Source organism: Desulfosoma caldarium (assembly GCF_003751385.1).
GTDB lineage: Bacteria > Desulfobacterota > Syntrophobacteria > Syntrophobacterales > DSM-9756 > Desulfosoma > Desulfosoma caldarium.
In genome coordinates this window covers 158822-180775 of sequence record NZ_RJVA01000014.1, presented here as the reverse complement: position 1 = coordinate 180775, position 21954 = coordinate 158822, and the positions used below count along the sequence as shown (strand labels likewise).

At 55.1% G+C, this 21954-nt stretch carries 22 protein-coding genes; 6 read left to right on the top strand and 16 right to left on the bottom strand.

All coding sequences use genetic code 11. The annotated features are described in order from the left end of the window. Window positions 1-40: 40 nt before the first annotated feature. The 7 genes from EDC27_RS13415 to EDC27_RS13385 form a co-directional block, all read right to left on the bottom strand. On the bottom strand, window positions 41-1639 hold the full coding sequence (locus EDC27_RS13415; RefSeq protein WP_123291138.1) for a peptide-binding protein: 1599 nt from the start codon (window positions 1637-1639) through the stop codon (window positions 41-43). Window positions 1640-1663: 24 nt separating this feature from the next. After that, complete coding sequence (locus EDC27_RS13410; RefSeq protein ID WP_123291137.1) at window positions 1664-2296, bottom strand: YqaA family protein; 633 nt, start codon at window positions 2294-2296, stop codon at window positions 1664-1666. Window positions 2297-2299: 3 nt separating this feature from the next. Continuing rightward, window positions 2300-3130: an undecaprenyl-diphosphate phosphatase gene (locus EDC27_RS13405; RefSeq protein ID WP_123291136.1), complete on the bottom strand. Its 831-nt coding sequence runs from the start codon at window positions 3128-3130 to the stop codon at window positions 2300-2302. Window positions 3131-3365: 235 nt separating this feature from the next. Beyond that, window positions 3366-3608: a hypothetical protein gene (locus EDC27_RS13400; RefSeq protein WP_123291135.1), complete on the bottom strand. Its 243-nt coding sequence runs from the start codon at window positions 3606-3608 to the stop codon at window positions 3366-3368. 345 nt (window positions 3609-3953) lie between these two features. After that, complete coding sequence (locus tag EDC27_RS13395) at window positions 3954-4523, bottom strand: type 1 glutamine amidotransferase domain-containing protein (protein ID WP_123291134.1); 570 nt, start codon at window positions 4521-4523, stop codon at window positions 3954-3956. 190 nt (window positions 4524-4713) lie between these two features. Next, window positions 4714-5502: an SAM hydrolase/SAM-dependent halogenase family protein gene (locus EDC27_RS13390; RefSeq protein WP_123291133.1), complete on the bottom strand. Its 789-nt coding sequence runs from the start codon at window positions 5500-5502 to the stop codon at window positions 4714-4716. A gap of 274 nt (window positions 5503-5776) precedes the next feature. Next, window positions 5777-6727, bottom strand: coding sequence for a DMT family transporter (locus tag EDC27_RS13385; RefSeq protein WP_123291132.1), 951 nt, complete (start codon window positions 6725-6727; stop codon window positions 5777-5779). Window positions 6728-7248: 521 nt separating this feature from the next. Between EDC27_RS13385 and EDC27_RS13380 the strand changes: the two genes are divergently transcribed. The 6 genes from EDC27_RS13380 to EDC27_RS13360 all read left to right on the top strand — a co-directional run bounded on the left by EDC27_RS13380 (window position 7249) and on the right by EDC27_RS13360 (window position 12992). After that, entirely contained in the window at window positions 7249-8121 is an 873-nt protein-coding gene (locus EDC27_RS13380) for a glycosyltransferase family 2 protein (protein WP_245994578.1), read from the top strand. 639 nt (window positions 8122-8760) lie between these two features. Next, window positions 8761-10053, top strand: a complete 1293-nt coding sequence (locus EDC27_RS13375; RefSeq protein ID WP_170161819.1) for an oligosaccharide flippase family protein — start codon at window positions 8761-8763, stop codon at window positions 10051-10053. 34 nt (window positions 10054-10087) lie between these two features. Next, entirely contained in the window at window positions 10088-10492 is a 405-nt protein-coding gene (locus tag EDC27_RS13370) for a class I SAM-dependent methyltransferase (RefSeq protein WP_170161818.1), read from the top strand. After that, the gene (locus tag EDC27_RS15820) at window positions 10446-10733 is read left to right on the top strand and encodes a class I SAM-dependent methyltransferase (protein WP_342778661.1); all 288 of its coding nucleotides are present in this window, start codon (window positions 10446-10448) and stop codon (window positions 10731-10733) included. The genes EDC27_RS13370 and EDC27_RS15820 overlap by 47 nt, the downstream gene beginning before the upstream one ends. 109 nt (window positions 10734-10842) lie before the next feature. After that, window positions 10843-11973 (top strand): glycosyltransferase, encoded by a 1131-nt coding sequence (locus tag EDC27_RS13365; RefSeq protein WP_123291129.1) that lies wholly within the window; start codon window positions 10843-10845, stop codon window positions 11971-11973. Continuing rightward, window positions 11964-12992, top strand: coding sequence for a glycosyltransferase family 2 protein (locus EDC27_RS13360; RefSeq protein ID WP_170161817.1), 1029 nt, complete (start codon window positions 11964-11966; stop codon window positions 12990-12992). The genes EDC27_RS13365 and EDC27_RS13360 overlap by 10 nt, the downstream gene beginning before the upstream one ends. On the opposite strand, the gene EDC27_RS13355 is transcribed toward EDC27_RS13360, so the two are convergent. The 9 genes from EDC27_RS13355 to EDC27_RS13310 all read right to left on the bottom strand — a co-directional run bounded on the left by EDC27_RS13355 (window position 12985) and on the right by EDC27_RS13310 (window position 21664). Further along, entirely contained in the window at window positions 12985-14019 is a 1035-nt protein-coding gene (locus tag EDC27_RS13355) for a glycosyltransferase family 4 protein (protein ID WP_211334903.1), read from the bottom strand. The two genes, EDC27_RS13360 and EDC27_RS13355, sit on opposite strands and share 8 nt — an antisense overlap. Next, window positions 14016-14777: a class I SAM-dependent methyltransferase gene (locus tag EDC27_RS13350; protein WP_123291126.1), complete on the bottom strand. Its 762-nt coding sequence runs from the start codon at window positions 14775-14777 to the stop codon at window positions 14016-14018. Before EDC27_RS13350 ends, EDC27_RS13355 begins: the two co-directional genes overlap by 4 nt. 217 nt (window positions 14778-14994) lie before the next feature. Beyond that, on the bottom strand, window positions 14995-16296 hold the full coding sequence (locus tag EDC27_RS13345; protein WP_123291125.1) for a glycosyltransferase family 4 protein: 1302 nt from the start codon (window positions 16294-16296) through the stop codon (window positions 14995-14997). A gap of 399 nt (window positions 16297-16695) precedes the next feature. Then, on the bottom strand, window positions 16696-17208 hold the full coding sequence (locus tag EDC27_RS13340) for an IS3 family transposase (protein WP_123291124.1): 513 nt from the start codon (window positions 17206-17208) through the stop codon (window positions 16696-16698). A 316-nt stretch (window positions 17209-17524) separates the two neighbouring features. Then, complete coding sequence (locus EDC27_RS13330) at window positions 17525-17827, bottom strand: transposase (protein WP_281273157.1); 303 nt, start codon at window positions 17825-17827, stop codon at window positions 17525-17527. A gap of 193 nt (window positions 17828-18020) precedes the next feature. Then, window positions 18021-19022, bottom strand: coding sequence for a hypothetical protein (locus tag EDC27_RS13325; RefSeq protein WP_123291121.1), 1002 nt, complete (start codon window positions 19020-19022; stop codon window positions 18021-18023). Between the two features lie 566 nt (window positions 19023-19588). Next, on the bottom strand, window positions 19589-20362 hold the full coding sequence (locus EDC27_RS13320) for an IS3 family transposase (protein ID WP_123291120.1): 774 nt from the start codon (window positions 20360-20362) through the stop codon (window positions 19589-19591). A 56-nt stretch (window positions 20363-20418) separates the two neighbouring features. Continuing rightward, window positions 20419-20751, bottom strand: a complete 333-nt coding sequence (locus EDC27_RS13315) for a transposase (protein WP_123291119.1) — start codon at window positions 20749-20751, stop codon at window positions 20419-20421. 13 nt (window positions 20752-20764) lie between these two features. Beyond that, window positions 20765-21664, bottom strand: a complete 900-nt coding sequence (locus tag EDC27_RS13310) for a CDP-glycerol glycerophosphotransferase family protein (protein ID WP_170161815.1) — start codon at window positions 21662-21664, stop codon at window positions 20765-20767. Between the last annotated feature and the right edge of the window lie 290 nt (window positions 21665-21954).

Below are 21954 nucleotides of genomic sequence, written 5' to 3'. Positions count from 1 at the left end.
CGCTCCTACAAAAACAAAGGTTGGTGCCGACGCGCACCCTTTATTGGTATCGTTGTTTTTCCTTCGGCACCCACCATTCTCTGAATTCCAGGCCCATGGGATAGACGTTCACGTTTTCAAAACGCCGGTCCACGGCCACCAGAGCTTCCGTGGTGAACAGAAACGTGTAAGGCTGTTCTTCATGCAGGATTTCGTGGAAACGGTGGTACATGGCTTGCCGTTTCAAGGGATCGAATTCCCGGCGTGCTTCTTCAATGAGGCGATCCGCTTCCTCGTTTCGAAACCCGACGAAGTTGGATCCCTTGTCCGCCTGGGAGGAATGCCACAGCTGGTACGGGTCCGTCTCCCAGCCCAGACTCCAGCCCAACGTGCAGGCATCAAATTCATGAGATTGAATTTTTTGAATGAAAACAGGCCATTCCAGCTTTCGAATGGTCACGGCAATGCCGACGTTTTTTAGATTCTGCTGCACAATGGTGGCCAATTGTTCGGCAAAAAGGGATCCGGCGGAGATGAGGAATTCAAACCGAAAGGGCGTGCCGTTGCGGTCCAATAGGCCGTCCCCGTCGTGATCTTCCCAGCCGGCTTCCTTGAGCAGCCTTCGAGCCCGCTCAGGGTCGTAGGGATACGGCGCGATGGCTTTATTGTATTCGGGGCTGTGGACGTAAAAAGGGCCGCTCACCACGGTGCCCAGCCCAAAGAGCAGGCGCTGCAGAATCATTTCGCGGTCCAAGAGCAGGGTCATGGCCTGGCGCACGCGCCGATCCTCGAAATAAGGTTTCCTCTGATTCCAGCCGATGTATGTGTAGCTCGGAAGATAGTACTTAAACTTTTGAAACCGTTCCTGAAATCGAGGGCTTCCGGTCTGCTTCATCCATTGAATGGGTCGAAGGCTCATGAAATCCAGTCCGCCCTTTTTGAGCACTTGCAGGGCCACGGTGTTGTCCGTGATGATCTTGAAGACCACGCGAGCGAGGTGGGGTTTGGTGCCCCAGTAACCTTCGTGGCGCTCCAAAACGATTTCCTTGCCCGTCTCCCAGCGCACAAACCGATAGGGACCGGTTCCCAAAGGATGGCGGCCGATGGGATGTTGGTTGAAGTCGTCGCCTTCCTTAAAGAGGTGCGACGGCACAATGGGAAGACCGCCGCAGAACTCTAGAGCACGAAAATATGGCATGCGGTAACGGTAGCGAATCGTGTGATCGTCCAGGATTTCCAGTTTTTCGATGTCCCGATAGTAGTTGCGCAGATGCGCAGCGTCCACGGCCGGGTCGTTAATTCTTTCAAAGGAATACAAAACATCTCGGGCTGTAAACGGTGTGCCGTCCTGCCAGCGCACATCCTTGCGCAGATGAAACGTGTAGGTCAGGCGGTCTTCGGAAATGGTCCACGATTCTGCCAGAACGGGAACCAATTCCAGAGTGCGAGGATCCCGACGAAGAAGGGATTCATAGATGAGGTCGTTCACCCGGGCCGCATAGGCGTCGGTGGCCGTGATGGGATTCAGTGTGCCAGGTTCGGCGCCGAGGTGCACAATGAGCCAATCGCCGTCTGCGGGTTGTGCGGCAGGCAAGGGCCCAGCCCAAGCCGTTCCAATGGCCGCCACGATGAGACCCAAAAATAACGCATTGACTCCCATTATCCTTACAAGTTTCCTGCGGTCTTAGGGTTCTCTGATGCGCTCGGAGTGTGGCCGCGCCGAGCCTTGCCCATAGCGCTTGGACAACCGGTGTATCAAGGCAAATCCTCCTACAAGGAGCGCGGCAAAGGCGACCGAGAGCATGTTCAAAGATTTGTTGACGAAATCAGCAATGGGCTCGCCAAAGAAATAAAACAATGCTGCGACCAGAAAAAAGCGCCCGCCTCGGCCCACGAAGGAAGCCAGAATGAATCGTTTGAAATCCAAGAGAAACGTGCCGGCACTGATGGTGAACACCTTGTAGGGAATGGGGGTGAAGCCGGCGAGGCCCACAGCCCACACATCGTAGCGACGGTAATAGCTTTCCACGGCATGAATCTTGGCCGAGCTCATGAACCGCTCCAATAGAGGCCGGCCTCCATAGCGGCCAATGGCATAGCCGACCATGCCGCCCAGCACGGAAAAGGCCGTGCAGACGATGGCATAGGCAAAGGAGTGACGCGGCTGAATGAGAGCTAAGGAGATGAGAAGCACATCGGGAGGGATGGGAAAGAAGCTGGATTCCGCAAAGGCCAAGAGGGCCAGAGCCACCGAAGCGTAAGGGGTGTGAGCCCAGGCCACCACCCACGCGGCCAGATTATGAAAAAGTGTTGTCATACCCTATGGATTTCCACGCTCAAGAAGCTTCAGCCCGAGGCAAACCAGTCCCAACGTCCAGCAATAGGGGGCAAAGAGGTGTACGCGACCCCGCCGCACCAAGGCCAATAGAAAGCGCAACGCCAAATAGCCTGTGAGCGCGGCCGCGACGGTGCCCCACAACACAGGGTGGACGGGATTGGGAATAGCCTTCAAGTGCAAAGATCCCAGAGTGACAGCGCCCAAGATCGCCGGCACGAAAAGCAAAAACGAATACCGACCGGCCCATTCCCTTTGAAATCCTAAAAGAAGCCCCACGGCTATGGTCGTTCCTGAACGGGAAATGCCGGGAGTAATGGCCAGTCCCTGAACCAAGCCGACGAGAACGGCATGACGAAAGCGCATGTCAAAGGGACCCATGCCCCAGAAAAATGTCCTGCGGTGGGTCAGCCACAAAAGGGTTCCGGTCACAAGAAAGCTCAAGCCCACGGCGGTGACCGAGGCAAACAGGCGCTCAAAGAGGTCCTTGCAGGCAAACCCGATGATCACAGTGGGAATCGTACCCCAGAGCACCAAGACAAAGATGCGCCGGGCTTCCTGGCGTTCGTCACGATGGTCGCTCAAGGGGTGTCGCAGCCAATTCAGGCCGCCTCGAACAAGCATCGCGATGTCCTGGTGAAACACCAGAGCCACGGCGATAAGGGTGCCCACGTGAAGGCACACATCAAAAAATACATTGGGTTCCCGCCATCCCAAAAGGTGCTGCCCGATGACGAGATGCCCGGAGCTGCTCACGGGAAGGAATTCGGTGATGCCCTGGAGGATTCCTAGGGCGATGGCGGAAAAGATGTCCATTGGCTATCCTTGTTGTTACCCTCACGGCCATAGGAAGAAGCTGGCAATGATCGAACCAAGCGCGCCGTATCTCGTGGATTCCTCAATGTGGCGCGTTATGGACGCCAAGCCCATCGCCTCGGGCTTCTATCACAAAGGGCTGTGCGGCAACAAGGATCATCGGTGCGGGAAGCACGAAAAAAGCCCCTCGCACCAATGATGGCCGAGGAGCTTGGCTCGTCCGCGGAAAGGCGAATCACAGACTGTTGATGTCGATGTTCCGAATGAATTGCTTGATGGCGTCCATGCTACGTTCGATTCGTTCCTGCAGTTTCTTGTCCTGCACATCACTTTCCGCATGGGCCGTCGCGTCCTTGTCCACGGACGGAGTGGGCGCCTTGGCCGATTCGACAACCTCATGAGCCTGAAGCCCCTCTTTGGCAATCTCGGTTCCTTTGAGCAAATCGAGCTGCGTCTCGGGAGCGTTGTTTTTATTCATGTCCGCCTCCTTGGGGTTGTTTTGTACGCAACGATATCTTAAGCACGGTCGGAGGCGTCGTAAAGAGGTAGGAGTGCAAGCCGCTTTCACGTCCCCACGCCCGCGTCTTTCGTTGACCCCTTCGCTTTCCTCGTCGGCGTTCTCGATCAGGAACTTGAATTTTTCTTGCTGGACGGCCCGCGCATTTCTCACCGTGTGGCGAGGACAACAAGAGCTTTTCGGCTGGTCGCTAAATGTGGACACATGAAACTGTTGCCCTGGTCCCCTGTGACACCCCAGGCGTTTTGACTTTTCTTAGGATCGACAGTATCTGTGAATGCAACCCGTTATGGGGAAGCCCGCAGATTAGATCCTTTCCAGCACCGCCTTCATGAACGCCGGCAAGTCGTCGGGAGTGCGTGAAGTGATGAGGTTTTCATCAACGACTACCTCCTGATCCAGGTACTCGGCGCCTGCGTGCACCAGGTCATCACGGATCGCAAAAAAACAGGTGGCTTTTCTCCCTTTGAGGATATTGGCCGAAGCCAGCATCCAACCTCCATGGCAAATGGCGGCGACCACCTTGCCGGCTTCAAAGGCCTCACGGACCAATCGCACCATGGGAGCATGACGGCGCATGAGGTCCGGAGCATAGCCACCCGGAATAATCACCGCGTCCCACTCGGCAGCGAATACCTGGTCAGCGGCCAAATCGGACGTCACGGGGTAACCGAGCTTGCTCTTGTACGTTTTTCCCTTCTCCGGCGCCACGGTGGCCACCTGCACTCCCGCCTCACGCAGCCTCAGGAGGGGATACCAAACCTCCAGCTCCTGATAGAGGTCTTCCACCAACACGAGTCCCTTTTTCTGTTCCACTCTATTCCTCCTTCTTCTCGAAAATCCAATGACCTGATGTCCTAGACTAAGATGACACATGGATCAAACTAAGCATCTTTTAGAGAGGAACAACTTCCTTTTCTGACGCATTCTCACGCACTCTTCCCGCTTCACCCGCCAGCCCTGGAGTCTCTTGCAAAATCATGTCGATCCGTGTCTTGGCCAGTGGCGATTACCCATACCAAAAGCCTCGGCAAAAACAATATGGTTTGAGAAGACTTCAGAGAACTTACACCCGCCGCATTAGGCGAACTCTTCGTCCAGGTCGAGTCCCGTAAAAGGCGGCGGCATTTCCCTGATTGACGGAAATTTCCAGATGGTTCGAGCTGCCCCAAAGGGCAAGAGGGTACCCTGTAGGGACATCAGCATAAGTGGAGGCAAAAACGGGAATTTTTTGGTTTTCCAAAAAGATTTCAAAATCGCTTTGTTGAGCCCAATCGGCCAGGTGTTTTCGTTGAATGTTGGTGACGATATTTCCGAAATGGTCGATTCCCAAAACTTCGCCATCCAGATTAGTTGCGGCGAAGGTGGGCCGTACCCATGGACTCACCACGGGATTTACGATGGGGCCCAGGGTGTCAAAAGGTGTGCCGGCGGCCAGGTGGGCCGCCACAGGGGCGAAGATGTCCCGGCCGTGAAAGGTAGAACTGATGGTGTGCCGAAAAAGAAAGGCGTTTTCCAAAAGACGTGCTTCCGCGGAGGGCTCTTCTGTGAGGACATAGGAAAAGAGGCCGTTGTCCGGGCCGACCAAAACATAGCGAGGGGTGCGCACGGCAATGGCCCGCCGGTCCGTTCCCACACCCGGATCCACCACCACCAGATGAATGGTCCCTGGGGGAAATTCCGCATAGCAGCTTTTCAGGATGTACGATCCCCAGCGAATGTCCTGAGGAGGAATGAGATGCGTGACGTCCACAAGGCGGGCCTCAGGCACAATCCCCAACACCACGCCCTTCATGGCAGCCACGTAGCCGTCCTGAATTCCAAAATCCGTCAAGAAAGTAATCAGAGGCGCCATATGCGTCTGTAACCTTTTTCATCAGGTTCGACCCCGTAACCAGCCAAGTTCCGGGCTCTCTCACCTCTCCGGCTTTCCCCATCTGTAAGAGCGCCACCGCTTGCCAGCATGTCTCAGCGTGCAGGAAAAGAATCTTTTTGAATCTGTAGGAGTGGCGAAAGCCACGACCGGGCTTCCCGTGCTCCCTGCAGAAAGCCTTTTAAAACATTCAAACTGGTTTTCGCGTCGTGGCGAGACCAAGGCCCTCGCTGGCCGGCTGACGCCGCATCACGGTTCAGGATGCCTGCTGCTGCCGCGTCCGCAGAAGCTCCGGCGTGGCATCGTCAAACTCCCGACGCACTTGCAACAAAATGACGGCCCCAATGACCAACAATCCGCCGGCTATTTGAAGTCCTTCCAGGGTTTCCCCCAGGAAGAGGTAGGAGACAAAACCGGCCGTAATGGGTTCCAGAGTGGCAGTGATGCTGGCGCGGGTGGATCGTATGAGATTGATGCCATATAGATACAGGCCAAAGGGCACGAGCGTTCCCAGAATGGCGATGTAGAGAATCCAGACCCATTCCATGGGGGCGTAAGCGTGGCGAAAGGCTTCCAGGGGTGGGTGGGCGCTGTTCCAGAAAAGGGCCGCAAAAAGGAACGCGTAAAAAAGCACAGTCCAAGGGCTGTAGCGGCGCATGCCATGTTCGCCGTGCACCGAGTACCAGGCGAAGCTGACCGCGGACGCCAGGCCGCTCAGAAGGCCTGCCTTGTTCATGTTGAAAAGATCCAAGTTGTAGCCGCCCACCACCAGGTAACAGCCCAGAGTTGCGGCAGTTACGGCCACCGCCGTGGGCCAGGTGAGCTTTTCCCGAGCGACGATTACGGAATACATGGCGATGAGAATCGGAGCCAGGTACTCGAGGAGGATGGCCGCGGCCACCTTGATCTTGCTGATGGTGTAAAAGTAGGTAAACTGCACCATGGCAAGGCCGGTGATGCCAAGAATCATGAAATAGAAGATATCGCGCGGCGCAATGCGAAGCTTTCGGCGGTCCCGCGCGGCCAGCCACAGGAAAAGAAGAACGGCTGCTAGGGTGACGCGCATCTGCACCACCTGGTAGGGGGTGACCCCGTGGTTAAACAAATACTTTCCGGCGGATCCGGAAACGGCCCACAGCACGGCCGCCAAAATGACCAAGAGGTAGCCTTTGCGGGGTATGGGCGTGGAGGCGGGTGGGGCGTTCATGGAGCGACTCCGTTTTCTCCGTTTCAGCTTTTGTGCCGTTCAAGCGCCCCTGTGACTAGCACAGGGTTTGAACAAGAGTCAAAAGAAAGGATGACTTCCGGAAGGGTTCCCCAAAAGTGTTTTTCCTGGGAGCGCGGGCGTCCTCCCGCATTGTGTGCGATAGAGAAAAGGGCCGCATTTAAGAGGGGCTCCTTCGAAAACTTCCCTTTTCGGGAGCTTTACCTCACCTGGCTATTTCGTTTTCCATCAATTTCCGTTCGCCACTCTCGCAGGGCCTTTCCCTGCGTGGGCGGGGCGCGGGGATTTATGATATTCGGCCGGCGATAACCGCCCGCCCCCATTCGATCTGGAGACAAGCTTCGCGGAAATGATGGGCGACGTCGTTCCGTGCTTGACTCCCAAGACAAAGGAGCCAAGGGTATTGCAAACCTGCGGAGGGGGACGGCGCTCGGCTGGGTGGATTTTGGCCCATCTGTTGCTTTGAGAACCGGTGACGCAGAATTCAGCAAAAGGGAGTCATCGTGGTGGCAAAAGGGGCGGATGTCTCGGTGGTCATTCCGGCCTATCACGAAGAAGGGGCCATTGCCCGAACCATCTCCAGGATTCTGGAGGTACTTCCCGAGGCGGAAGTGATCGTGGTGGACGATGGGTCTCGGGACCGCACGGCCGAAGAGGCCAAGCGTGCGGGAGCCTACGTGTGGTCACATCCCTACAACATCGGGAACGGTGCGGCTGTCAAAACCGGCATTCGCATCGCGTCTCGCGACAAAGTCGTACTCATGGACGGCGACGGACAGCACGATCCGGCAGACCTTCCCCGGCTTCTGGAAGCAGCGCAAAAATACGATATGGTCGTGGGGGCCCGCGATCCCAGAAGCCATGCCAATACCTTTCGCCGTCTGGCCAATACCGCTTACAATATGCTGGCCCGCTACACCACCAAATTCCCCGTCAAGGATCTGACATCTGGGTACCGCGTGGTGGACCGGGAAACGGTCCTCCGCTACCTCTACCTTTTGCCCAACACCTTTTCCTATCCGACCACCCTCACCATGGCCTATCTAAGAAGCGGTCGTTCGGTGTGCTACGTGCCTATCCAGGCCCAAAAACGACAAGGGAGAAGCAAAATCAAGCCCCTTCGAGACGGCGTGCGCTTCTTTCTGATCATTCTAAAGATTTCCACGCTCTTCTCTCCCTTGCGCATCTTTCTTCCCGTAAGCGGCTCCTTCTTCCTGCTAGGCCTAGCCAACTACGCCTACACCTACATAACGAGCCATCGCTTCACCAACATGTCGGCCCTTCTGCTCATCGCCGCCATTCTCCTGTTTATGATGGGCCTTATCAGCGAACAAATCACCCAACTCCGCTACGATCGCATCAGCGACGGCGGCTGATCTGGCGGCATGGGGTGCAAGCATGGCTCAGAACAGACTTTTACGTTTCACTTTTTGAGAGCACTGGAAGAAACGATGAGGGTGTGCAGCCGCGTCCCTTCTTCATGGGCATGTTGGGTGAGTGTCGAAGGAGTGGGCACGCGATGGATACTCGTGCAGGGGCATGGACCGCAGGGATTGCGTGAACTGGAAAAGAAGGTTTTCGACCCCGGGTCTAATTCGTTGATTAGGAAGGTCCAGTTGTAGCGGAAAAGGCGTCCTTAGGCCTGAGGAGCTTGTTCGGGAATGCGTTTTCGGCTCGGTTCCGTCGGTGCGCTGCAAGGCTCGGTTCTTTTTGGATGAAATCGGGCTCGGTGGCTTGGCGGACACCCTCATCACGCCGTGCTCCGCTCCAACATAAGCAATTTCGGGACAGACTTCTTGATCCGATGAGACGGATTCACGGACAAGCTCCAAAGGGTTTTGTGCAGGGTCGGCGTGATCTTTGCCTCGAAAATTCCGTGGCCTTTTAGGCTTGAGTGATGTTCGAGCGGGCTCGGGCTTCATGTGGGGGGTAGAAAGCAACGAAGCCATGAAATGTGACAAGGTCATTAAAGATACCATGGCAAGCCGAGATGGCTTGCCTTGGGAATGATGGCAATGATTTCTGCGAAGCGTTGGCGACCGGGGCGGCTGGCCAAAAATACGATGGTCCTGGGAACGGGCATGGCGTTGCGCGGGCTCGCTCAGGCATTCGTGTTCTTGATTGTCGTCCGCACTCTGGGCAGCGAAGGCTATGGCGCCTTCAGCGCGGCGTTGGCCGTGGCGGGGGTGTGGGTTAATTTTTGCGGTTTAGGCGGGCACGTCCTCCTCGTTCGGGATGTGGCCCGTGACTCAAGCATTTTTTCTTCAAGCTGGGGCTTGACCCTAGCGGCACTGGCTGTGGGCATCGTGCCCGTCATCCTATTTTACGGCGTGAGCGCACGGTTGCTGTTGTCAAAGGTTCCTTCCGTGCTGGTGGTGAGCCTGGGCCTTGGAGAGCTGCTCTTCTGGCCATTGGCTAACGCCGCCTCCTTTGCCTATCGAGGCTTTGAGCGAATGGGGCGCTCGGCCCGGCTGTTTGTGGCGCCGGTGGTGGCCCGTTTGGCGGCGGCGGTCGTGTTGGGACTCGTCGTCTTGTGGAATCCCTTAACCGACCGCCTGATCCTGTGGGGATGGCTTTATGCGGCAGGTTCGCTGTCGGCGGCGGTTTATGCCGCGTACCGCGTGACCCGGGATCTGGGCCCGCCTTCATGGCCGGGCCGCCGGGCTCTGTTGCCGTATATCTCCAACGGCCTCCCGTTTTCCTTTTGGGGCGGAGCGAACAAGCTTTACATCGATGCGGACAAGTTCCTCTTGGCCAGGATGGCATCTCTTGAGGTCACAGGAACCTATTCTGCAGGCTATCGCTTTGTGGACTTGGCTCTCTTGCCCCTCCATGCCTTGCTGGATGCCGCCGCTCCCCGGCTTTTTAAGGCCGGCGCGGAAAGCATGCGTTCCGCTTTGCGGGCAATCGTGCCGCTGCTTTGGCCGTCCTTCGCCTATGCTTTGACCGTTGGAGCCGCGATCTCTTTGGCCGCTCCTTTGATTCCTCATTTCTTGGGCTCGGACTATGCCGGCGCCGTTCCAGCGACGCAATGGCTTGCCTGGCTGCCCTTGGCAGGGTTGCCGCGTCAGCTCCTTAACTACACCGTGATCGCCGGAGACGCCCAGCGTTTGGGCATGATGACAGCGGGGGCCGGCGCTCTGGTGAACGTGGCTTTGACCATTTGGTGGATACCCTTGTGGAGTTGGCGAGGGGCAGCGGCGGCGACGTATGCATCAGAACTGTTCATGACCTTGATGCTAGCTGCTTTCTTGCTAGGTAAAACTTATGGGATAAGCAGACACTCTTCAATCCAAAATGACAGATGATAAAAAAGAAGAATATACGGCCTGGGGATCCAGAATGAGTGATTTCACATTTGAGCTATTCGCCCGATATGCCCGTCATGACGATCGCATGGCCTTTCGGGAGCGTTTGCCCGATGATCCGGAAAAACTCAGGCGTGACCGGCTGCCCTCCTGCTTTTCCGAAATTCCCAAAGAAGCTAGTATTCTTGATCTGGGCTGCGCTCAAGGTCATTTATTGGAAGCGCTGCGCCGGGTGGGCTATACGAAGCTGACCGGCGTGGACGTGTCCTCTGAGCTTCTTGCCGTGGCGCAGCAAAGGCTACCCGAAACCGTGCGCCTCATTGAGGCCGATCTTCGCGTCTGGCTGAAGGAAGTTCCGAACGAGACTTATACCGTAATTTTTTTGCCACGATGTGCTGGAACACCTGCCCCGCGACTGTGTTTTGGAAGTGCTACGTGAAATTCATCGCGTGCTCGCCCAAGAGGGGCGCGTCAGCTTAAGGGTTCCCAATTTGGCAGCTGCTATCGGCGCTTACCATATGGCCTTGGATTTTACCCACATCACCCCGTTTACGGAATTTTCCTTCATGCAGCTGCTCGAAGCCGCCGGCTTTGCCCCCGAGCGCATGGTTTTCCAGTGTCAGGCCCCCGCCTGTTTTGGTCGATGCGCACACGGCATCGCGCACTTTTTCGAGTATTGAATCGCCTTCGCTGGCGTCTCAATAACTTTTTCCATCGAGTGATTTATCTGCTTGCCGACTTTGCCAGGCCGCAGGTTTTTGATCCCAACCTCATCGTGGTGGCGCAGAAATGAATCCACATCTCCTGTTCGTTCTTCCCGACCTCAGCGTCGGTGGGGCTCAATTCATGAATCCGCGGGTGTTGCGTGCTCTGGCTCGCCGTGGGTGGCCTGTTGAGGCGGCGGTTCTATTTGAAAGGCCGAATGTGCCGCTTATCAAGGAGTCGTATCGCGTTGGAGTTCCCTGGCGTTTTCTCCGCGCTAAGGATCTTTTGGACAAGGCGTTTTTGCCCTTGCGGCTGGCGGCTCTGGCGCGCCGGGCCGATCTGGTGATCGCAGGAATGGAATATGCGGCGACAAATTATGGCTATCTTGCTGCCCGACTTGCCCGACGCCCGTTCATCAGTTGGACGCACATCGCTTTTGGACCCCATCAATACGCGGCCGGTCCGTTGGATCGTCTCATCAGTCGGTGGGTCTATCGCCGAACGCGTGATGTTGTCTTCCCGTCCTATGGTGCGCTGGATTCCCTGCAGCAGGCTTTGGGTGTCCGGCCTTCGGGCGCGCGTTGGCATGTGATCGAAAATTTCCTCGAAAAACCCCCACCACCTCCAACCGAAGGTCCACCTGACTCGCAGATGTACAGCAAACCGGTGCTCATCGGCGTTGGACGGTTGTGTGGACAAAAAGCGTTCCACCGCCTGATCCGGGCTCATGCAGCACTTCGTGGGCAGGGCATTGATCACCATTTGGTCATTGTGGGTGAAGGTCCTGAGCGCGTCAAGCTGCAGGAATTGATTCTAGACTTAGGCGTTGAATCAAGCGCATTCCTTCCCGGACACGTCGCCAACCCTTGGCCATGGCTTTGTCATGCACAGATCTTTGCCTTGTGTTCACGCTACGAGGGTCTTCCTCTGGCTTTGATGGAAGCCATGAAAGCCGGTTTACCATGCGTGGCCATGGATTGCCCGGGCGGCCTTAGGGAAGTTTTGCAGAACGGGGCGTTCGGCCTGCTCACACCCGCCGAGGATGAGGGCGCCTTTCAGGCGGCGCTGGCCCGGCTGTTTGGCGATGCTAACCTACGTTGGGATCTTTCCGCTAAAGCACGTCTTCGGGCAAGCTACTATACAGAGGAGCGCATACTGCCACAATGGGAGAGTTTATTGCGGCAGGTGATCAAGGAGGGTATTCGGTGGGGCTGATTTCGGTGATGTTGCCGACGCGAAACCGAGCCCGAATGCTCGGCCGCGCTATGGCCAGCATTCAAGCGCAAACCTGGCGAGAACTGGAAATTCTTGTCCTGGACGACGGGTCGCAGGATGAGACGCCGAGGCTACTAGAACGCCTGAGCAGCGAGGATCGACGGATTCGATGGCAGAGAAGGGAAGTTTCCAAGGGACTGGCGGATGCACTCAACACGCTGATTGCCAGCAGCCGCGGGCGATGGCTCGCGCGAATGGATGACGATGATTGGAGCCATCCGCAGCGGCTGGCACGGCAGCTGGCGTGGATGAGGGCGCAGAAAGTTGACGTGGCCGGAACGTGGTACCGGAGGAGAAGCGCATTGGGCCGATCGGTTGCCAGGCCGCCTTGCGAGGATTCAAGAATACGCATGGAACTCCTGTTTCAGCCGCCCATGCTTCATCCCTCGGTCATGATGCGGCGCGACGTGGTGGAACGCGTCGGCGGCTACCCGCCGGATGCTCCGCATGCAGAGGATTATGCGCTGTGGGTCAAGCTGGCGCCCGTGGCGCGTTTTGGCAATGTACCCGAAGTCTTGTTTGAATATACCCTTTCGGCCCGCCAGGTCTCACGACAATACAAGGGTGTTCAAGTGGAGTCGGCAAGGCGCGTACGAGACGCTTACTTGCGTCAACTGGGGATCGTATGCTCACCAGAAGAGCGAACTACCCACATCCATTTGCGCGATCCGGAACCAATCCATAGTCCAGACGTCCTGGATGCCATCGAGGCATGGCTGTGGACGCTGGCTCAGCAGTTGATGCCCGAGGCTTATGTGGTCTTGGCTCGACAATGGCTCTTGGCGTGCGTGCGGGCTGCCGGCCTGGGCCCCTGGGTGGCACGGCGCTTTGCCCGCTCCGCGTTTGCCGATGGGGTTTCAGCCAAAGACCGGTTCGTGCTCACATCACTCTGTCACGCGCGACTCCGCTACCGCGGCACGCTTTATCGTTTCCTGGAACCTTTCGCACCCATCACCTGAAAGGGGAAGATTCGAGAACCCGGTCATAAAGGGCACAATAGGCGGCCACCTGTTTTTCCAGCGAAAAATGCTTTTCCGCTGTTTGGCGCGCAGCGAACCGTAGGGCCTTCCAAAGCTCGACATCTTTGCGCAGCCGCCGCGCTGCCTGACAAAACGCTGCTACGTCCTGTCCCTGGCAGAGCAAACCATGCCGTTCATGGGTGATGATTTCCATAACGGGGGGCAGAGAAGAGGCGATGACGGGTAGGCCGCAGGCCATGGCTTCGATCACCGCAAGGCCCAGTCCTTCCGAGCGGGAGGGGAAAAGCAGGGCGTCGGCATCTCGGTAGGCTTGGGCCAGCGCCGGCGGCTCGAGTCGGCCAAGGCAGCGCGTGTTTGCGGGCAGCCGATAACGCACATGAGCACCGGCGCGGTCTGCGGTGTAGCGCAGCTCAAAGTCTGATCCCAAAGTTTCCATGATCGGCTTTAGGAGGTCGACACCCTTGTGCGTTTTCCAGTTCCCGACGTATAGAAGCCGAAAGGGCCGATGGGGTTTTGGGCGGCGTAGGTATGGGGTGAACACATGGTCGGTGTCGATGCCGTTATGAATGACCATCACGTTCCGAAGGCCAAAAAGGACTCGAATCTGCCCGGCCACAAAGTGACTGACCGCGACAACGGCCTCCGCCCTCGCCATGTTCGCACCTTCAATGGGTCTTATCCAGTGGCGGTGATACACGTGCCGTGGGAAGTTTTTATACGGCCTTTGCGCAGGGTCATGGATACTGTGATGGACCGTTACGATGAGGGGAAGCCTTTTGGGCACAAAGCGTGGATGCAGCCAGGAATTGATATGAACGAGGTTGGCCCAGGACGGCGGTTTGGGTATACGCACCGTCCATGGGGCGTATTCGGCCCGATGGGGCAGCCAGCTTATCTCGGCTCGAAGACCAAGCTTTCTCAAACCCTCGGCAAGACGGACAGTGAAAACGTCGGTACCGGTACCGCAGCGGATGGTTGGGAACCACACGGCAGGTTGCCGACTCACGGAAACACCTCCATCATTCCGATTCCTTTTTGGGGCTTTGCCAACCGACAAATCAATGTGGGGCTCAGCGGCTGTAACCAACATAGCAACCAATCGGGCAGGCGTGATAGAAAGCGCAGTATTGGCGACGGCTGCTCGAGGGTTGCCAGCGCGCGAAGAGCGGGTACCTCCAGATGTTCCCACGTAAATTGGGCTTGTCTCAGAAGATTTTCCAATGCGGACACGGAAAGGGGCTCGCAGTCATAATTGTCTCCTCGCTGCCAGAGGCGCAGGTAGGGGCTTCTGAGTCGTTTTGGGAGCCAGCTCAAGAAGGCCAAACGGTAATGTGGCTCTATCATCATCCAACGGTTGGGAGTTGCCAGGTACCCAACACCAGTCGGCTTCATCACTCGATGCATCTCTTGCAAATGGGCAAGCTGTGCAGAAGTGTCCCCCACGTGCTCAATCACGTGATTGCTGAGAACAATATCGAAACTGCTGTCTGGATAAGGTAGATCCGTGCCGGAGACGCGCTGGAAAATGTATCCATCGTGCACTCGACGCTGATCCACAACGTCCACGGCGACGACCTGGAAGCACCGGCTCGGGTGATGGGCGAAATAGTGCGCGATCCCCCCCGATCCGGTGCCGATTTCCAGAAGTCGCAGGTTCTTGTGGCCATGTTCGAGCCCTAAAAGACGCTCTATTTTCTCAGCTTTTTTATGGTGGCTTGAAAGGTCCAGCACGGCGTGGGGTTTTCGTTGCCTCTCGTCGTTCATGGATTCCTCATACAAACAACTTAAAACTCTTTGCGATGAAGGTCTTTCTGGAAGTTTTTCGGTTCGATTCGTTGACTTTAGAGCCTTACCAAAGATGTCTTCTCCATTAGTGAGCTTTGCCAAAGGTCCTTTCGGACAAGGCGCTTTCCATTTGGGTCTGGAGCAGAGCCGCGAGGCGCGATCAAATGTCGCGGCTGGCGCTTTTCCAAGAAAAGACTTATCGCCCCCGGTTCTCTGAATTTTCCCATGAAATGATAGAAAATTCTCCAATGACTTCCGTGAATAGCCGAGTGTACTGTTCCTTTACATGATTCCAGTCAAAATGGGCAGACGCCCGATGACGCCCCTTGGTAGAGAGCGCTTTCATTAATTCGGGGTTGTTAAGAAAGTTAGAGATGGCCTCGGCCAGGGCGAGTGTGTTTCCAGGTGAAACGAGCAGACCCGTTTCGCCGGGGCGGATGACGTCGCGGATGGCGGGAAGATCTGAGGCGATGACAGGACAGCCGCAGCCCATGGCTTCCACCAGGACGAGCCCCAAGCCCTCCTGGTCGCCGCTTCGGGCTACCACGGAAGGAACCACCGTCAGAGTGGCCGTACGGTAAAATGCCGGAAGATCCCGGTGGGGCACCGGTCCGAAAAAGGTGATATGGCCAGGGGTTGCCGGAAAATCCAAAAGGTTCATGGGTCGATTGCGGGAATCCGAGGAACGCACCGGAGCGATGGAAGCCGCGTAGCTTTTCAAGAACGCTTCCTCGGGACCGGAACCCACAATCCAGAGCTCGGCATCGGGAATTTCCTGTCGGACATGGCCAAAGGCGTCGAGAAGGTAGCGCACCCCCTTCTTTTCCACAAGCCTTCCCACAAAAAGGATGACGGCCTTTCGCCGCGGTGTGTTTGGATCCGGGGAAAAAAGCGTGGTGAGATCCGTTCCCATGGGAATCACGTGGCATGGGGTTGTGAGTCCGGACGCTCGGATCCTTTCCGCCATGGCGCGGCTAACCACGGTGACCGCAGCCGAGCGATCCAAAACCCAGCGACGAACAGCATCAAAAAGACGGCCTCGCAAACCGAAGAGGTCGCCGCCGTGACTCGTGCACAAAATGGGCACCTGACGACGCCGGCCCATCTGGGCAAGCACGGCACAGAGCCCTTGCGGGAGAATCCAATGGGCGTGCAGGACGTGAAATGGCATGTCTCGCGTCAGCCGGCGGACGAGGGAGATCTGTGCTGCAAAAAAGAAAGGCACCTGCATAAGTATCCAGGGCTTCTTCTTTATCTTTTCCAGCATCCCACCCTGGTAGGCGAGGTCCTGAAGTCTCTCCGGAAAGTAACAAAACCTATGGACCTCCATGCCGTCCATGCGCTCATGCCGCCTGGCCCCACGGGCGTGGGGTGCGACCACATGCACCTCGAAGGTTTCGGCAAGGCGCCGGCAAAGATCATAGACGAAGCGAGGCTCCCAGTCTTGCTGCCATCGAGGAAACGTGGAGGTGAGGACCAGAAGGCGCGGTGTGTTCATGGTATGCCTTTGACTCTCTTTTGGTATGAAACCCTGTGGAGCCCCTTCAGAGCTCGATGTTTGTCCTGTAATGACCCCTAGGAATCAAGACCAAAATTTGCGTTATTGCCAACGCGGTGCTCTCGGCTTGTTTGGTTCGCATCAAGAGCAATGAGAGGTGACCCTTTGGCCTTCGCTCCAGGCCTTGACAACCGGCTTTGGGCCTGAAGCGTGGAAGGCGGTTTTGGCGGTTGCACTGAGGAAAAGGCGTTGGGATTTAGCCTGTGTCCTTTTTCCAGTATACCAGGCCCAAAGCCGGCAAGCCCTTCGGGTTGTCAAGGCCGTTGCGCTCCGGCAATGCCTTTACTGGGGCGGTTCCCTAAGGAAAAAGCGATAGAGCCATCGCGTTCGTTTCGCCGGCTAAGCGGCGAGTTTATGACGATACTCAACCGGGCTCATGTATCCCAACTCTTGGTGCGGCCTCTCGGTGTTGTATTCTCGGATCCAGCCCTCGATGATCGCCTTGGCCTCATCAAAGGACGAAAACAGGTTGAGCCAGATACACTCCTCTTTGAGCGTTCTCATGAACCGCTCGATCATTCCGTTTTGCTGAGGAGTGTAGGGGGTGATGTATTCGGGGCGCAGACCCCACGCACGCAGCAGTTTGAGATAACGTTTCGACGTGAAGACGAGCCCGTTGTCACTTCTGAGGGCAAGCCCCTGGGAGGCGGCTTTATTGTGTCCAAATCGGCGAATGAGCGCATCTTCCAAAGCCCCTTCCGCCACCTTGGCGTTTTGTCGCCGGCTGATTCGATAACCCACAATCTCCCGGTTCCAACAGTCGATCACGGCAACCACATGACACCACCCGGAATCCGAGCAGAAAAAGTGGGTCATATCCGTTGCCCACCGCTCATGGGGACCTTCTGCCACCGAGGGTTTCTTTTAAACACGAGGCCGCATGCCTCGACGACGTTGAGACAAGGTCCAAGCTTTGTGCTGCATGCTTTGACGGGCCTTTTTCTGGTTGACAATCGAGCCCATAAGCCGACCACGCTTGACGGCGATCTTTCCAAAGCCATAACGGGGATAACGCTGGATAAGTTGATAGATGGCTTGTTCCACACCCCGAGCAACCCCCGCCGGCTTGCGCTTTCGAGGTTTGTCGTTACCCGTTGACCCAAAAAACCCACCCACTCAGCAACCTTACGCAAACTCACTTTATGCCTCTGGGCTTCTAGCTCCGTTCTCAATCGTAAAACGAGCTCTCTTCCTCGTTGAGGATAGTCTCGGCTTTTTTTAAAACCTCGATCTGAAGCACCAGTTCACCAATCTTTTCACGGTGCCGCTTCAGCTCCTTCTGCTCAACCGCTTCCGCGGATTTCGGATTGACCTTCAGGGCCTGCGTCCCGAAGGCAATGAAGGTATCGATCCACTGCTGGATCTCGCTCTGTTTGACATCGTGCTCGCGTGCCACATCCACGATGGTTTTGTGGCCCTTGAGAATGTCCAGCACGATCTCCCTCTTACGATTGGCCGTCCATCTTTGCACTCGAACCGTCTTAACCACACTTTCTTCCTTCTCGCACCCCCCTCTTGCTGACCAAATCTACTGCTTATTGCTGGTCCAGTCCAGTGCGGGGTCAATATATAGTCAAGCAGTGCACTCATAAATCGACTAACTTGTTGCGTTCAAACTTATACAGTGTTATATACAGCAACGACGTTTCCGAAGCGTCAAATAGTCAAATCAAGCCTTGCCGCACAAGCAACGGGATGAGGTCCTGCATAGACGCGGTGGATGTGAGTGGAGCCTCATCCTGCCTAGGAAATAGGCTTTCTTCCTTAGGAAAAAAGCGGCTTCGCACGCGTTCATTGCTTTCATAAAAACGAGTACGTATCTCCAGGCGAGCCTTCGGGGACAAAATACGCTTACAGTTAGGGCCATATTTCTTAACAAGACTTTCGGATACGTCATAGAGTGCCTTCACTATGCGATTATGGCGATTGGGCGGCAAAGGAATCATGTTGCATAAACGCAGGAACTCAATGCAGACCGCTGGGAGCGACTTCTTGGTGACATCAACCGCCTGTTTTTGCTTTTTCTCAAACAGCGGTATAAGACTGACAGGTAGTTCCAGAAAATCCACGTAGCCTGCAATAAGTCCAGAAGCTTTCAAGTCATCAAATCGCGTAACTTTAAGCGACCTCCAACCAAAGGCCGCGGCCCAGCGTTCAAGTAAAATATCGTAGTCAGCAAAGCGCATATCCCCCAATGCCGCCTGCAATGAGCGAGTTTCTCGAACTTTGAAATATCGAACGAATTCCTGATACAACGACTCAACGTACTCCTCTTGGGGCCGTAAGCAAACAGCAATCTTGATTTGATAGCCAGGCAAAGCCGAGGCCAGGAATTTGGCGAGATCGGAGGGACGCGAATACCATTCGAACTCTTCGCTACTTATCAAAACCTTAGCTGGGCGCTTTTCATGCAATTCTTGAACAAATTCCTGCCACCAAGGGATATCAGCGATTGTATTAAATATTGGATTGACAACTTTTTTCATCACGTTGCAGTCCATATCATTAATTAGGCTATCACCAAGTTTGTGGTGAGCACCATTAAAATACCCAGCTTCAGGATATAAAATACCAAAATGGTAAAGCGCTTCGCGCTCTAACCACAGAATATTTTGAATAAATGTTGTCGCTGTTTTATGCGTACCTATATGGATAAGAATTTGCATTGATGGAAGCCCCCTATTTTATCAAGTTTTTTCCTCGCCAAGTTGCTGCTTCATAGATGTCCTCAAAATGAAATCCTTTTATCACGTTTCTGCACACCGCGTTTTTCATACTAGGTAGAAAATCCAGGTCGGCGTTCTCATATACCGGTGTGTCTGAAGCTGCATTGCCCAACTCGATACCGAAAAACATGTGCTTGCTGTTACCACCCTGTCCATTCATAAACAACAAATTTGTAATGACCCCTAGGAATCAAGACCAAAATTTGCGTTATTGCCAACGCGGTGCTCTCGGCTTGTTTGGTTCGCATCAAGAGCAATGAGAGGTGACCCTTCAGCCTTCGCTTCAGGCTTTGACAACCGGCTTTGGGCCTGAAGCGTGGAAGGCGGTTTTGGCAGTTGCACTGAGGAAAAGGCGTTGGGATTTAGCCTTCGTCCTTTTCCCAGTATACCAGGCCCAAAGCCGGCAAGCCCTTCGGGTTGTCAAGGCGGTTGCGCTCCGGCCGATGCCTTCACTGGGGCGGTTCCCTAAGGAAAAAGCGATAGACGCACCGCGTTCGTCTCGCCGGCTAAGCGGCAAGTTTGTGACGATACTCAACCGGGCTCATGTATCCCAACTCTTGGTGCGGCCTCTCGGTGTTGTCTTCTCGGATCCAGCCCTCGATGATCGCCTTGGCCTCATCAAAGGACGAAAACAGGTTAAGCCAGATACACTCCTCTTTGGGCGTTCTCATGAACCGCTCGATCATTCCGTTTTTCTGGGGACTGTAGGGAGTGATGTATTCAGGGCGCAGACCCCAAGCACGCAGCAGTTTGAGATAACGTTTCGACGTGAAGACGAGCCCGTTGTCACTTCTGAGGGCAAGCCCCTGGGAGGCGGCTTTATTGTGTCCAAACCGGCAAATGAGCGCATCTTTCAAAAGCCCTTCCGCCACCTTGGCGTTTTGTCGCCGGCTGATGCGATAACCCACAATCTCCCGGTTCCAACAGTCGATCACCGCAACCACATGACACCACCCGGAATCCGAGCAGAAAAAGTGGGTCATATCCGTTGCCCACCGCTCATGGGGACCTTCTGCCACCGAGGGTTTCTTTTGAACACGAGGCCGCATGCCTCGACGACGTTGAGACAAGGTCCAACCGTTGCGCTGCATGATTCGCTGGGTCTTTTTCTTGTTGACATTCAAGCCCGTAAGCCGACGAAGCATGACGGTGATCCTTCCAAAGCCATAGCGGGGATAACGCTGGATAAGCTGATAGATGGCTTGTTCCACCTGCCGATCAACCCCCGCCCGTTTGCGCCTTCGAGGCTTGCAGTGAACCGTCGACCAACAAACTCCCATTCACTCAGCGACCTTGCGCAAACTCACTTTATGCCCCTGGGCTTCTAGCTCCGTTTTCAATCGTAAAACGAGCTCTCTTCCTCGCTGAGAATAGCCTCGGCTTTTTTTAAAACCTCGATCTGAAGCACCAGTTCACCAATCTTTTCACGGTGCCGCGTCAGTTCCTTCTGCTCAACCGCTTCCGCGGATCTCGGATGGACCTTCAGGGCCTGCGTCCCGACGGCAATGAAGGTATCGATCCACTGCTGGATCTCGCTCTGTTTGACATCGTGCTCGCGTGCCACATCCACGATGGTTTTGTGGCCCTTGAGAATGTCCAGCACGATCTCCCTCTTACGATTGGCCGTCCATCTCTGCACTCGAACCGGCTTAGCTACTCTTTCTTCCATCTCGCACCCCCTCCTACTGACCAAATCTACTGCTTATTGCTGGTCCAGTCCAGTGCGGGGTCAGTATAGACGGCTGCTCCAGCTGCGATAAGGTGTGCTTGATGATATCGTGCGTGTTAGTACACATAGGCCCAACATCTGTGATGTCAAAAAATGGATAAGATATGACATCTCGTGTTTGGGTGTAGGTATGAAGATCAGGTCGGTAAAATATAATAGGACGCTCGCATAGAATGAAATCTGCCCATACCCAGGAATAATCCGTGATCAAACAGTCAGCTAGGTTATAATATGGGTGAATGTCCTGAGATGCGGGAATACAATAAGCGCCTGCGGTCTTGGATATATGCATCATTCTTTTGAGATGGGAAAAGTGCTTGACGATGGGATGCATTTTAAAAGCGATGCGAATATCGGGCTGGGCTGAAAGGGAAAGGATTGCTGGGGCCCAGGATTTGATGTAGGAATCCGAGGTATCATATTCTTGACGGAATGTTGGGCAACATAAGACAATTTTTTTGCCGCTGACTTTAGCTTCCTCGATAGCATTAAAAACACCACGGTCAAGACCTAAACGCCACAACGAGGATACCACATCTTTGCGAACCAGGATGTCATTTCGCACGGACCCAAAGGGTAAGACTTGTGAGTTTGGAAAATTAGATTGATATACATCCTGAAAGACGATATTCTCAGCGATGGAGAAGTGGATCATATAGCAGTCATACAATAAACCGGTAAAATAAGAAAAGTTCCTTGTCCTCGGTAAAAACATGGCACAAGCGTCTTTCACTAGAATGCCGTGCCACATCTGAATTCGAATCGCCCCATCAAGGCAGGATTGCCAAAACCAGCGATCTGCATCCACGAAATCGTTGCTGCCATAGAGCGCGATCTGGGCATTGAGCATCACTAGTGCGGTTTCTTGCCATCCGCTCTCACACGACAGTGCCGGGAGGCCGGCCGATCGCAATAGGCGAGTTTCATTGTCGTTTCCAACATAAAAGAGTTCAACACTAGAATCATATTCCTTAAGATGGCGCCAGAGCGAGAGGAAAGCGTATTTGGTGTTCCCTCGAAACCAGCTCAATGACGACCTGACACTTTCAGCCATGACGACAATGACGACCTGACACTTTCAGCCATGACGACGATGATATGTTTTCTTTTTTGCTTTCTTGCAACGTCGCGGACCAATGGTCC

Coding starts and splice junctions, on each gene's coding strand:
- EDC27_RS13415 (WP_123291138.1), bottom strand. CDS start 1,639: ATGGGAGTCAATGCGTTATTTTTGGGTCTCATCGTGGCGGCCATTGGA.
- EDC27_RS13410 (WP_123291137.1), bottom strand. CDS start 2,296: ATGACAACACTTTTTCATAATCTGGCCGCGTGGGTGGTGGCCTGGGCT.
- EDC27_RS13405 (WP_123291136.1), bottom strand. CDS start 3,130: ATGGACATCTTTTCCGCCATCGCCCTAGGAATCCTCCAGGGCATCACC.
- EDC27_RS13400 (WP_123291135.1), bottom strand. CDS start 3,608: ATGAATAAAAACAACGCTCCCGAGACGCAGCTCGATTTGCTCAAAGGA.
- EDC27_RS13395 (WP_123291134.1), bottom strand. CDS start 4,523: ATGTGTCATCTTAGTCTAGGACATCAGGTCATTGGATTTTCGAGAAGA.
- EDC27_RS13390 (WP_123291133.1), bottom strand. CDS start 5,502: ATGGCGCCTCTGATTACTTTCTTGACGGATTTTGGAATTCAGGACGGC.
- EDC27_RS13385 (WP_123291132.1), bottom strand. CDS start 6,727: ATGAACGCCCCACCCGCCTCCACGCCCATACCCCGCAAAGGCTACCTC.
- EDC27_RS13375 (WP_170161819.1), top strand. CDS start 8,761: ATGATTTCTGCGAAGCGTTGGCGACCGGGGCGGCTGGCCAAAAATACG.
- EDC27_RS13370 (WP_170161818.1), top strand. CDS start 10,088: ATGAGTGATTTCACATTTGAGCTATTCGCCCGATATGCCCGTCATGAC.
- EDC27_RS13365 (WP_123291129.1), top strand. CDS start 10,843: ATGAATCCACATCTCCTGTTCGTTCTTCCCGACCTCAGCGTCGGTGGG.
- EDC27_RS13350 (WP_123291126.1), bottom strand. CDS start 14,777: ATGAACGACGAGAGGCAACGAAAACCCCACGCCGTGCTGGACCTTTCA.
- EDC27_RS13345 (WP_123291125.1), bottom strand. CDS start 16,296: ATGAACACACCGCGCCTTCTGGTCCTCACCTCCACGTTTCCTCGATGG.
- EDC27_RS13325 (WP_123291121.1), bottom strand. CDS start 19,022: ATGCAAATTCTTATCCATATAGGTACGCATAAAACAGCGACAACATTT.
- EDC27_RS13320 (WP_123291120.1), bottom strand. CDS start 20,362: ATGGGAGTTTGTTGGTCGACGGTTCACTGCAAGCCTCGAAGGCGCAAA.
- EDC27_RS13315 (WP_123291119.1), bottom strand. CDS start 20,751: ATGGAAGAAAGAGTAGCTAAGCCGGTTCGAGTGCAGAGATGGACGGCC.